This window comes from Micromonospora sp. NPDC049048 (genome assembly GCF_043197615.1).
In the GTDB taxonomy this organism is placed as follows: Bacteria; Actinomycetota; Actinomycetes; order Mycobacteriales; family Micromonosporaceae; genus Micromonospora.
This window is the reverse complement of record NZ_JBICTM010000008.1, coordinates 330,842-343,709: the sequence shown is the minus strand read 5'-3', so window position 1 is coordinate 343,709 and position 12,868 is coordinate 330,842. Positions and strand designations below refer to the sequence as shown.

Here is a 12,868-nt window from a genome sequence, read left to right as displayed (position 1 = left end):
TCAGTCGCCCTTGTGGGATGAGGAGGAGTCGGTCGTGGCGGCGCCGCCGGTGGCGGCGTCCGCGCCGACCGGCAGCAGGGTGAGGGTGTCCGGGCGGGTGGCCTGGAGCGCGCCGCGCCGGTAGAGCATCCGGTGGTACCGGCCGACCGACCACGCGGAGCAGAGGTCGCGGTGGTGCGGCGAGGCGGGCACGCCGCTGACGCCGACCGGGAACGCCCAGACGGAGTCGTCCGGACGCGCCAGGTCGACGATCATGCGGAAGGTGGGACCGCCCCGGGGGACGGTGCCGCCGTCACCCCGGCAGACCGTGTCGTCGGAGCCGGGCAGCGCCAGGGCGATCGGCTCGTCGGTCCAGCCGGGGAATCCGCTGAGGTGGTGGGAGAAGACGACGGTGTGCTGCCGCCCCCAGGTCCAGCGCGCCGGATCCGGTCCGAAGCGGGTCCGCAGGTCGGTCAGCGCCCGGTCGAAGGCGGCGGCCACCAGGGTCGGGCCGTCCTGCTGCCGTGGCAGCGCCGCGAGCCGGTCGCGCAGCAGGCCCAGCCCCCACTCGGTCATCCACGCCTTGCGCTCGACGAACAGGCCGGCCGCCACGGCGCCGGCCCCGGCCGCCATGTCCAGGGTGAGCTGGCGGAGCCACGCCACGAAGAGGGTCGGCTCCACCAGGTCGCGGTACATCTGGCCGGACCAGCCGGCCAGCCCCGTCAGCAGCGGCTGCTGCTCGGCGGGCACCAGCGGGGCGGCCGTACGCACCAGTTCCGGCAGCAGTTCCCGCGCCAACGGCGACAGCACGTCCAGCTGTGCCCGGGCCGACTCGGGCACCGACGTGCCACGGCCCGCCCGGAGCAGCTGCCCGATGCGGTCGGCCCGCACCGGCGCCTCCCAGTGGCCGGCCTCGTCCCCGCCCGGCGGCGCGTGGTTCGCGGCCACCACCAGGTCCTCTCCGGAGTCGACGCGGTGCCGGTGCACGCCCTGCGGCGCCCCGGCCGTCGCCCAGCCGCCGTGGGGCCCCGCCCCGGTGTCCCCGGCCCGGGTGCCGACCTGGACGGTGCCGATCCGGCCGCCACGGTCCGCGTAGACGATCGACTGCGGCACCCCGTGCCACCCGGTCAGCGCCGCGGCCAACGCGGCCCCGGAGACCGCGGTGTTCGCCCCGGCGAGCGCCCGCTGGTCGTACGGGTCCGCCCACGCCGGACAGTCGAGCGCGAGGTCGTACCGGCCCGCTCCGACGCCGAGGTCCAACCCGAGCAGCCGGCCCCGGGAGGTCGCGCCGGTGCGGATCGTCACCGCCTCGGCGCCGGCCACCTCGACGGTGTGCTCCGTCCAGCGGACGGGCTCGGTCCCGTCGGGCCGCAGCGCCGCCCCGTCGACCAGCCGCTCCAGGGTGAGCGTGCTGGTCCGTACGGGCGCGAACGTGGTGGCCCAGGCCACGTTGCCGTTGTAGCCGAACACCAGGTCCGGCACGCCGGGCAGCGACGCGCCGATGACGTCCACGTCGGGGCAGGTCAGGTGCATCGGCATCCAGTGGCCGGGGGCGTACTGCGCCAGATGCGGATCGGCCGCGAGCACCGGGCCCGCGGCGGCACCACGTGGGGTCCCGACGGCCCAGGCGTTCGAGCCTGCGCCGCCGGTCGACAGCAGCGCCCCGAACCGCTCGACGGCGGCGGTGAGCAGGTCACCGGGGGCCGGGGGCGGCTCGTCCGCCGCGCCGGGCGGCGCCGACCAGAGTGGCCCCGCCGCGCCGTTGAGGGTGGCGCGCAGCAGGTCGAACAGCCAGTCCTGTTGCAGGCCGAGGCCGAACAGGAGGAAGAGCGCCGTGGCGGTACGCAGCGCGGCGGGCCCGTCCGGCGGTGCCGGCTGCCGGCCCAACGCCCGGTGTTCGTCGGTGTCCGGCACGGCCGACGCCGCGCAGCGGGCGCCCTCCGCGTACCAGGCGAACACCTGGCGGACGTCCTCGGGTGCCCGGGCGGTCGCGGCGTCGAGCAGGTCGGGCAGGCCGAGCCGGTGGGCCAGGAGATCGGAGGCGATGCCGGCGGGGCCCAGCAGCGCGGCCAGCTCGCCGGCCGCCACCCGGCCGTTGACGTCGATCTGCCAACGCCGTTCGGTGTGGTGCAGGAACCCCTGCGCCCGGTAGAGGTCGGCGCGGGAGGCGGCACTCACGTGCGGAACCCCGGCGGCGTCGGTGCTGATCTCCACCGGGGCCGCGAAGCCGGGCAGTTGCAGGCGGCCGGTCAGTGGTCGGGCGGCAGCGCGGCCCGTCGCCCCGTCGGCGGACCGGCCGACGGGGCGGGTGGCGGAGTCCGCGGACTTCTTCCGCGCCTCCGCCAGGACGGCCCGGCGGCGGATCAGCTCCCGCAGCGCGGCGGACTGCTCGGTCACGACGGCTCCGTCAACAGCTGCGCCACCTGCTCGTCCGACATCTGCGCCAACTGCTCACGCAGCGCGGCGCGCAGCAGGCCGGCGAGCCGGGCCGGGGTCGGCCGGTCGAAGAAGCGCAGCACCGGCAGGCTCACGTCGAACGCGCTCTGCAACTGCTGGACGAACTGGACCGCCGCGAGCGAGTTGCCGCCCGCCTGGAAGAAGTTCTCGGTGCGGTCGGCAGCCGGTCGCCCGAGCACCTCTGCCCAGAGGTCGAGCACCCACTCGTCCAGTTCGTCTTCCTCGACCCGGTCCAGTTCCTCGTCGGCGTCGGCCGTCTGCTCCGCCGGGGCGTCCGGCGCGGCCACCAGCCGGTCGACCGCCAGCTGGCCGGCGTCGTCGCGGGGAATCGCGTCGACCATCACGATCCGGTCCGGCATCTGGTGGGGCGCGAGCCAGTCCGACAGTCCGGCGCGGATCTCCGCGACGGTGGTGTCGGGATCCCGTACGACGATGGCCGCGAGCAGGACCATGGCGCGCCCGGTGCCGGTGAGGCCCACGGCGGCGTCGGCGACGGCCGGCAGGCTGCGCAGCAGCGTGAGGACGCCGTCCATCTCGATCCGGCGGCCGTTCACGCTGACCTGGCTGTCCCCCCGGCCCAGGAACTCGATCTGGCCGTCCGGCAGGAATCGGCCCCGGTCACCGGTGCGGTACCAGCGGCCGCCGTCGGGGGCGGGACGGAACGCGTCGGCCGTGGTCCGCGGCTCGCCGAGGTAGCCGAAGGCGACCTGCGGGCCACCGATCAGGATCTCGCCCACGGTGCCGTCGGGCACCGGGCGCAGGAACTCGTCGACGATCGAGATCGTGCCGGCCCGGAACGGGTGGCCGATCGGGATGAGGTCGAGCGGACCGGTCGGCTCGACCTCGCCGGCGGTGACCACGACGGTCGTCTCGGTCGGGCCGTAGATGTTCCAGAGGGAGAAGGCCGCCCCCTGCGGCACCCGGCGCATCAGGCGGTCGCCACCGACGACGAACACCTTGAGCTGGTCCGCCTTGGCGATCTGGGGCGTGTCCAGCACCAGTTCCCCGAGGGCGGTCGGGAGCATGGCGAGCTCGACCCCCGTCTCGGCGACCAGTCGGGCGATCAACTCCGGGTTGGCGCGGTCCGCGGCCTCCAGGCTCACCGCGCACCCGCCCGCCGTCAGGGGCATCCACAGGTCGACGACCACGCCGTCCCAGTCGGTCGGGCAGAATCCGGCCACCCGCCAGCCCGCCCGCATCCCCAACCGGTTCGTGATCACCTCGCAGAAGTAGCTGAGCGAGTCCCGGCTGACCTGGACGCCCTTGGGCACGCCGGTGGTCCCGGAGGTGAAGCAGGCGTACGCGGGCAGCCGGTGGTCCGGCTCGCGCATCCACGGTTCCGCCTCCCGGCGGTCGAGTGGCACCACGGTCAGGTTGCCCGGCAACTGCCCGGCGACGCTGTCGGAGACCAGCACGGTCCGGCTGCGCGTACGACGCAGGAGCAGGTCCCGGCGGTGCGCGGACTGGTGCGGGTCGACCACCACGTACCAGCCGCCCGCCCGTAGGATGGCCAGCTCGGCGACGACCGTCTCCAGCCGGTCCGGCGAGAAGATCGCGACCGGGTCGCCCGGCCGCACCCCGGCCGCCGCCAGGTCCCGGGCCACCGCCGCCGACCACCGGTCCAGCTCCCGGTAGGTGACCTGCTTGGCGCCGAAACTCAACGCGGGCTGGTCGGGCTGCTGACGGGCGTACGTCACGAATCGGGTCACCACGTCGACCGCGTTGGGGGTCGTGCTCGTCATCGTCCGGCCTCCGCGCCGTTCCGCAGGTACTCGTCCACTTGCTCGTCGGTCATCCGCAGCACGCGCGCGGCGAGTGCCGCCCGGCGCTGGGTGTCGGCGGACCGTTCGCCGCCGGCCAGCCGTCCCGCGAGCGCCTCGACGCTCGGATGGCTGAACAGGTCGTCGATCCTGAGATCCACGTCGAGTAGCTCGCGCAGGCGGCTGAGCGCCTGGGTCGCCATCAGCGAGTGCGCGCCGGCCTGGAACAGGTTCACCGTCACGTCGATCTCGGCGCCGTTCATGAGCTCCGACCAGACGTCGGCGAGCACGAACTCCAGGTCGGTACGGGGGCCGACGATCGCGGTGGCCCGCGTGGCGGCGTGGCGCACCAGCTCGGCGCGGTCCACCTTGCCGTTCGGCAGCAGCGGCAGCCGGTCCAGCAGGTGCAGCCGGGTCGGCACCAGCTGTTCCGGCAGGTGTTCGGCCGCGTACCGGAGCAGCTGCGTCTCGGTGCTGCCCGCCTCGGCCACCACGAACCCCGCCAGGGCGACCTGGCCGGCGGTCTCCACCGCCACCACCGCGGCGTCCCGGACGGCGGGGTGCTCGCGCAGGACGGACGCGCTCTGCGCCGGCTCGACCCGCCAGCCGCGGATCTTGATCTGGTCGTCCAGCCGGCCGTGCAGCCACACCTGCCCGGCCTCGTCGACGCTGGCCACGTCGCCGGTGCGGTAGACCCGCTCACCGTGCGTCGCCTGGGGGTCCGGCCGGAACCGCCACGCGGTCAGCCGTGGGTCGCCCGGGTAGCCGAGGGCCAGTGCGGCTCCCCCGACGACGAGTTCGCCGCGGTGCCCGAACGGCACCGGCTCGCCCGCGTCGTCGAGCACCGCCACGGTGACGTGCGGCAGCGGGGTGCCGACGGGACACGGGTCCGTGCCCGTCACCGGCGCCGTCAGCACGCCGACGGTGGTCTCGGTGGGACCGTAGTGGTTGATCACGGTGAGTTCCGGACGCAGCTGCCGGGCCTGCGCCACCAGGGATTCGTCGAGCCGTTCACCGCCGAGCACCAGGACGTCTCGGGGCAGGCAGTCGGCCGCCGGGGCAGCCGACAGCAGGGCCCGCAGGTGCGACGGGGTGATCTTCAGCAGGGTCACCCCGTGCCCGGCGACCAGGCCGGCGAACCGGTCGGCGTCCAGCCGCGCCGCCAGCGGGATCTCCACCACCCGACCGCCGGCCGCCAGCACCGGCCAGAGCGCGGTGACGCCGAGATCCGCCGTGAAGGCCGCCGGGCTGGCGGCGACGGTATCCGCGGTCAGCGACAGCCGCCGCGTGATCGACCGGACGTAGCCGGCCAGCGCGGCGCCGGGCACCGCCACCGGGTTCGGCACGCCGGTGGAACCGGAGGTGAACAGCACGTACGCCGGGGCCGAGAGCGGCACCGGAACCTGGTCCGGCGCCGGCGTCGGGGCGTCCGCCGGCCCGGTCGGGATGTCGACGTGGGGCCGGCCGGTCCCGGTGCGTTCCGGCGCGTCGACGGCGAGATCGGGGCCGCCCAGCACGGCGGCCGCCCCGGCGCGCTCGAGCAGCCGCTGCCGGTGCCCGCTGGGCATGGTCGGGTCGATCGGCAGGAACGCCGCGCCGACGAGCCGGGTCGCGAGGCAACCCACCACGTACGGGACGAGCCGCCCGGAGGCGACCGCGACCACGCTGCCCGGCCCGATCCCCGCGGCGGCCAGCGACTGCGCGCCCCGGTACGCCCGGTCCCGCAGCTCGCCGTAGGTGAGCTCACCGTCGGCGGCGGACAGCGCGATCCGCTGCGGTCCGGCGTCGGCCCGGTCCAGGATCAGCCGCTCCACGGGGGTGGCGTCGCCGGCCCCGGGACCGGTGCCGTCGGCACCGCGCAGCACGGCTCGCAGTCGGGCGCGCTCCTGGGCGCCGGTACGGGTCAGCCCGCGCACCGGACGGTCGGCCCCGGCGAACTGCGCCAGGATCACCGTCAGCCGCTCTTCGAGCAGTTCCGGCGCGAGGACGGGCCGGGTCCGGTCGTGCCTGATGAACACCGCGCCGTCGGCCGTGCCCTCGACGACCCGCACCAGCAGGTCGGCCGGGCCGGCGTCGAAGCCGGACACCTCGGGCGTCAGGGGTGCCGCCGACGGCTGCTCCAGCGGGGTGAAGGGCGGCTCGACCAGCACCCCGGCCAGCGGTTCGCCGGACCCGGCCAGCTGTTGCCAGGCGGTCAGCGCGGAGAGCAGCGCCGGCACGGTCTGCCGGGTGTACTCCTGCTGCGCCGCGCGTCGCGCGTCGGCGACCGCCGCCAGCAGGTCGCGTACGGTCGCGTCCGCCGGCACCTCGACGGGCACCGGCGCCAGCAGGTCCAGCCGACCGACGACCTGGCGCAGCGCCTCGATGCCCCGGCCGGGCACGAGGTTGGCGACGTGCCGCCGGCCGTCGGCGTGCGGAGCCGGCAGAGCGAGCAGCAGCGCGGCGGAGAGCACGTCCGACAGGTCGCCGGGGACGGCCCGGGCAGCCGCCAGCAGCTCGGGGCCGCACCGGTGCTCGACGTGCTCCGGCGCGGGCCGCTGGGCGCTCGCGTCCCGGGCGGCGAGAACCGCGCGGAACGCCGCGCTGACCGCGCCGGGGGAGCTCTCCTCCGCCTCCTCGCGCTGCCACTCCGCGACGTCCAGGTAGTCCAGTTCGGGCCGGTCCAACGGCCGGCCGGACAGCAGCGCCGCGAGCTGGTCCCAGAGCAGGCGCAGCGACACCGCGTCCACCATCACGGCGGGCAGGGAGATCTCCAGCCGGCGGCCCTGCGCAGCGTCGACCAGCCGGAGCGCGCTCTGCGCCGGCGTGTCGGCCGGCCCGAGCGGGCCCGGCTCCCGGCGCTGCACCGGCACCGTGAGGCCGGGCATCGACAGCAGCGCGAGGCAGCACGCGTCGTACTGGGCGAGCAGGTCACGCACCCTGTCCATTTCCGGCGCCGCCGGGCCCCACGGCACCGACAGCACGGTACGCCGCTGGCCGAGGGCGGCGCCCGCCGCGACGTAGAGCGGCCACTGGGCGGGCCCGAGCCCGATGGTCTCCCGCGTGTCGTCGTACCCCGTCACTCCCCGTTCCCCCCGTCGTCCGCCTGGCCGGTGCCGGCCATCGCGACCAGGACCCGCCGCGCACCGGTGTACGGGCGCCGCCCGTGGGCCACCGCCACGTTGTCGACGAGCACGACGTCGCCGGCCGTCCAGGGCGCCCGCCAGCTCGCCGTGGTGAACGCCTCCTCGATGAGGCGCACGTACTCGTCGGGGATCGGTGAGCCGTCGCCGAAGGACACGCTGCGGGGCAGCCGCTCGCCGTAGGTCCGGCGCAGCGGGCCGGACACCGACTCCGGCAGCGCCGCCGGGTGGAACAGGTTGGCCTGGTTGAACCAGACGGTCGCGCCGCTGACCGGGTGGCGGGTGACGACCTGGGCCGGCTGCCTCGTACGCAGCAGACCGTCCTCGTGCCAGCTGACCTCGATGCCGGAGTCGGCGCAGATGCGCTGCATCTCGGCCGGGTCCTCGGTCTGGAAGACCTCCGTCCACGGCAGACCGACGTTCGGGTGGTACCACCGCTCGTAGCAGACCCCGCGCTCCACGAAGCGGTCGACGAGGTCGGCGGGCAGCAGGTCGAGCACCTGGTCGGTCGGCGCCAGCGGGGTCTCCCCACCGGTCTCGGCCGGCAGCTCGCCGTAGAACCCGAGCAGCAGCGGCCAGCGGCTGGTGTACGACTGCTCGCTGTGCATCGGGATGGCGTGGTCGGCGCTGTACTCGGTGGAGGTGAACACCCTGCCGGCCACCCTGCTGCGGGGGGTGGAGCGGTTGGTGTACTCGGCCAACTGGTCGCCGGCGACCTCAGCCACCGTCCGCCCGAACGACTCCACGTCGCACACCATGCCGCGCAGCACCAGCGCACCGTGCGCGGTGATCAGTTCCCGTACCGGGTGCAGGTGCGACGTCACCCAGTCGCACAGGTCGACGCCGGGCACGGTGGCCTCGGCGAGCGCGGGTTGCCAGGGTCTCCGGACGCCGGGGCTCACCCGGACCAGTTCGCTGCCGGAGTTCTGCTCCGGGCGCCTCGACCGCCGACGGTCGAGGACCGCCGCGAGCCGGTCGGTCTCGGAAGGGCTCTGCATCTGACTCCCATCGGAGGGTGGACACGGATCGGGAACCGGCGGGTCAGCCGGGACTCCCGTCCGGCCGGATCTCCTGCCCACCCGCTTCGAGTGCGGCAAGCTGTCGCTCGACCTCCTCGTCGGAGATCGAATCGAGGAAGCGGTCCAACTCGGCTTCCAACCACTGCACCTGAGCCGCGACGGTGGGCCGCGCGATCGTGTCGGTCAGCCCGATCGGGAAGGCGAAGATCCGGCGCAGCCGGGCGACCAGCGCCACCGCCGCCAGCGAGTGACCGCCCAGGGCGAAGTAGTTGTCGTCCATGCCGATCGGGCTGATGCCCAGTACCTCCGACCAGATGCCGGCCACGGCCAGCGCGATCGGCCCCTCCGGCTCCCGGTACGGCACCGACAGCGCCGGGCGGGGCAGCAGTTGCCTCGTACCGTCGGGCTGCTCGTCCTCGAAGAGGCTGACCACGTCGGCCTGGCGGGCCTGTTCGAGCAGCAGCTCGGGATCGACGGTTCCGGCCACCACGGTGCCGCCGGCGCCGAACGCCAGCGCGTGGGCCAACCGGGCCCCCTCCTGGGGGGTCAGCGCGTCGGCCAGCGCGCGGTTACGCCAGTTGGCGAGCCCGCCGACCTTGGAGACGTCGGCCGCCTGGCCGACCTCCTGCCAGGCGCCCCAGCCGACGCTGGTCACCACCGCGTCGCCGAACCAGCCGGCGCCGGGCACCGCGTCGAGGAAGGCGTTGGCGGCCACGTGGTCGACCTGCCCGACGGTGCCCAGCACCGCGTCCAGCGCCGAGCAGAGCAGCACCCGCCGCAGCGGCTGGTCCGCCAGCACGTCCGCGAGCACCCGTACGCCGCGCACCTTGGGCGCGAGCACCGTCGCGCACTCGTCGACGGAACGCAGCCGGATCAGCCCGCCGCCGGGCACACCGGCGGCGTGCACGAGGGTGCTGACCGGGCCCAGTTCGGTGGCGATCCGGTCCACCGCGGCACGCATCGCCGCCGGGTCGGTGCAGTCGGCGGCGACGGTCAGCAGCCGGGCGCCGCTCGCCTCGATCGCCCGCAGGTCCCGTACCAGGGCGGCGACGGGCGAGCCGGGGTCGGCGGCCAGCAGCGCCTCCCACTGCGACCGGGGCGGCGCGGCGGCGCGGCCGACCAGGGCGATCGCGGTGGTGCCGGTCCGGGCCAGTTCCACCGCCACGGAGCGGCCGATCCCGCCGAGGCCGCCGGTGACGAGCACCGGGCCGAGGTCCGTCCCCTCGCTCGGCGGTTGCGGGGCCGGCACCGGCGAGAAGGACCGCTGCCAGCGGTGCCGACCGCGCACCGCGTACAGCTCGGGGCCCTCGTCGTCGCCCAGTTCGCCGGTGAGGACGGCGGCGGTGACCGCCGGGTCGCCGGCGCGGTCGACGTCGACGATCCTCGTGCTCAGGTGCGGGTACTCCCGGTCCGCGACGAGCACCGGCCCGTAGGCGAGCGCGGCGGCCGGATCGGCCGGTTCGTCGCCGAGCACCGCGCAGGTGCCGGAGACCACGCAGACCAGTCGCAGCGGCGACTCGGGGCGGTGGTCGACCGCGCGGATCAGCGCCAGCCGCCGGTGGAACGCGCTCGCGTCGACCGGCTGCCCGGCTGCCGTCGGGCTCGCGTCGTGACCGGTGAGGTCCAGCACCCCGACCAGTTCGGGGTCGTCGAGCAGCGCCTCGAACTCCGCCACCACCCGGTCGAAGGTCTCCGCCAGTCCGGACGTACCGGCGGGGAAGTCGGCCACCGGCGCGTCGACGCGGCGGGCGCCGCCGCCCGCCGCGGTGATCCGGGCGACCAGCTCACCGGCGAGCGGCGAGTCGGCGCCCAGCACCAGCCAGTTCCCGGCGGGCACGGCGGCCGGGGGCCGGACGACCCGGTGCCAGGTCGGCGCGAACACCCGGGGCCCGGTGCCCGTGGCGGTGGGCGCTCTGGGCGCGTCGACCGCGGCGTCCGTGCCGGCCCTGGCCAGGTGGGTGACACCGACGAAGGGCGCGGTCGGTACGGCCGCACGCGGGCCGGCACCGAGCACCGTGGACCAGTCCACCTCGGCGCCCTGCGCCCACAGCCGGCCCAGCGACTCGATCAGGCGCTGTTGCGGCCGGACGCCCTCCTTCGGGTGCGGCAGCGACCCCACCACGGTCTCGCGCTCGACCTGGGGATCGGCCGCGACGAGCGGCTCGACCGTGCCCGCCGGGCCGATCTCCACGAAGAGGTCGGCCTCGGCGGTGAGCGCCGCGACGGCGTCGGCGAAGCGCACCGGTCGGCAGAGGTGCTCGCCCCAGTAGCCGGGGCGGGCCAGCTCGGCCGCGTCGACCCGCGCCCCGGTCAGGGCCGAGACGTACGCGATGGTGGGCGGTCGCAGGTCGAGGCCCTCGGCGAAGGCGGTGAGCTGCCGGGCGCCGTCGGCCAGCAGCGGCGAGTGCGGGACCGTGGCGATGCCGACCGGCTGGATGTCCAGGCCGGTGGCCTCGGCGTGCTCGGCGAACCGCTGGTACGCCGCGACCTCGCCGGCCAGAACGCAACTGTGGGCGGTGTTGACCGCGGCGAGCGTCAGTCCGAAGGTGGCGCCGAGTCGTTCCGCCTCGGCGGCGGGCAGGGGCACCACGGCCATCCGTCCCGGGGCGGACTCCTCCAGCAGGCGGGCCCGCATCACGACCAGGGCGGCCGCGTCCTCCAGCGGCAGCGACCCGGCGATGTGCGCGGCGGCGCACTCCCCGGCGCTGTGCCCGGCGACGGCGGTGGGGCGTACCCCGCGGGCCATCCAGAGCCGCGCCAGCGCCACCTGCACGGCGAAGAGGGACGGCAGCGACAGCGTCGGCCGGCGCAGCAGTTCCGGGTCGGTGACGTCGGGCTCCAGCAGCGTGCTGCCCAGGTCGGCGAAGACGGCGCGCGCCTGCCCGTACGCCTCGGCGAACGCGTCGTACGCGAGCAGCTCGGCGGCCTCCGCGACGGCGTGCTTGCCGGCGCCGGAGAAGACGAACGCCACCCGCCCGGGCCCGGCGTGCTGGCTCTGGCGCTGGCTGTGCAGCAGCTCGGCGGCGTGCGCCGGATCCGTGGCGAGCAGCACCCGGCGCACCCCGCGCGGTCGCCGCGCGGCCAGCGTACGGGCGGCGGCGGGCAGGTCCGGGCCGAGCGCCGGGGCGAGCCGGTCGGCCAGCCGGTCGAGTGCGGCCGGGCTGTCCGCGGACAGCGGCAGCGCGACGGGCTGCGTGGGCGGCGCAACGGCGCGCACCGGCTCCTCGCCGCCACGGTCGCGGGGCGGCTCGGTCACCACCAGGTGCCCGTTGGTGCCGCCCAGGCCGAAGGAGCTGATCCCGGCCACCCGGACCGGACCGGTCCGGGGCCACGGCACCGCGCGGCCGGCGACCTGGAAGCGGGTCCGGTCGAGTTCCAGCCGGGGGTTCGGCTCGGTGAAGTGCAGGGTCGGCGGGATCGTCTCGTGCTCCAGCGCGAGGGCCGTCTTGACCAGCCCGGCCATCCCGGCGGCCACGTCGAGGTGGCCGATGTTGGCCTTGACGGAACCGAGCCAGCACGTCGGCGCGCTTCCCGGCTCACCGGGCATCGCCCGGGTCAGGGCGGCCACCTCGATCGGGTCGCCGAGGGGGGTGCCGGTGCCGTGCGCCTCGACGTAGGAGACCTCGTCGGGCTTCACTCCGGCGACCCGCAGCGCGCCGCTGATCACGGCGGCCTGGCCCGCGACCGCCGGCGCGGCGTAGCTCATCCGGGCCGCGCCGTCGTTGCCGATGGCACTGCCGAGGATCACCATCCGGATGGGGTCGCCGTCCCGGCGGGCGTCGGCCAGTCGCTTGAGCACCACGGCACCGACGCCGCTGCCCGGCACCGCGCCCTGCGCCTGCGCGTCGAAGGGGCGGCAGTGCCCGTCGGGCGAGAGGATCCCGCCCTCCGTGTAGTGGTAGCCGCGCCGCTGCGGGAAGCCGACCGAGGCGGCCCCGGCGAGCGCCACGTCGCATTCGCCGGCCAGCAGGCTCTGGCAGGCGAAGTGCACGCAGACGAGCGAGGTCGAGCAGGCCGACTGCACGGTGGCGACCGGACCCTGGAGGTTGAGCGTGTACGCGATCCGGGTGGCGACGTGGTCCTTGTCGTTGCCGACCGTGAGCCAGTACTGCCCCGCCCCCTCGGTGGTCGGGCTGTCCAGCAGCCGCGACCACAGATAGCTGGGGAAACCCGCACCGGCGTACACGGCGGTGGTCCCGGCGCCGGGCACCACTCCGGCGTTCTCGAAGGCCTCGTGCGCGACCTCCAGCAGCAGCCGGTGCTGCGGGTCGATCAGCTGGGCCTCGCGCGGTGACATGCGGAAGAACTCGGCGTCGAAGCGGGCGGGCTCGTCGAGGAGGCCGCCGGCCGGTACGTGCACCGCGCCGGAGTCCAGATCACGGAGGCGGGCGGGCAGTTCCACCTCCTCGGGTGCGAACCGCTCGATGCTCTCGACCCCGTCGACGAGGTTCTGCCAGAACTCCTCGGGGGTCTCGGCACCCGGGCACCGCAGCGCCATGCCCACCACCGCGACGGCGAGTTCGTCTTCCAT

At 75.7% G+C, this 12,868-nt stretch carries 5 protein-coding genes; all 5 read right to left on the bottom strand.

What is annotated here, in order from left to right:
- From ACGFIG_RS25100 to ACGFIG_RS25080, 5 genes are read right to left on the bottom strand one after another with little or no spacing between them, the layout of a single operon-like run.
- Positions 1-2,376, bottom strand: a complete 2,376-nt coding sequence (locus ACGFIG_RS25100) for a penicillin acylase family protein (protein ID WP_393006793.1) — start codon at positions 2,374-2,376, stop codon at positions 1-3.
- Positions 2,373-4,178 (bottom strand): amino acid adenylation domain-containing protein, encoded by a 1,806-nt coding sequence (locus tag ACGFIG_RS25095; RefSeq protein WP_393006791.1) that lies wholly within the window; start codon positions 4,176-4,178, stop codon positions 2,373-2,375. The genes ACGFIG_RS25100 and ACGFIG_RS25095 overlap by 4 nt, the downstream gene beginning before the upstream one ends.
- Positions 4,175-7,258 (bottom strand): AMP-binding protein, encoded by a 3,084-nt coding sequence (locus ACGFIG_RS25090; protein ID WP_393006789.1) that lies wholly within the window; start codon positions 7,256-7,258, stop codon positions 4,175-4,177. Before ACGFIG_RS25090 ends, ACGFIG_RS25095 begins: the two co-directional genes overlap by 4 nt.
- Complete coding sequence (locus tag ACGFIG_RS25085; protein ID WP_393006787.1) at positions 7,255-8,316, bottom strand: TauD/TfdA family dioxygenase; 1,062 nt, start codon at positions 8,314-8,316, stop codon at positions 7,255-7,257. Before ACGFIG_RS25085 ends, ACGFIG_RS25090 begins: the two co-directional genes overlap by 4 nt.
- A 43-nt stretch (positions 8,317-8,359) precedes the next feature.
- Positions 8,360-12,868 carry an SDR family NAD(P)-dependent oxidoreductase gene (locus ACGFIG_RS25080; RefSeq protein WP_393006785.1) on the bottom strand — a complete coding sequence of 1,503 codons (4,509 nt, stop codon included), beginning with the start codon at positions 12,866-12,868 and terminating at the stop codon, positions 8,360-8,362.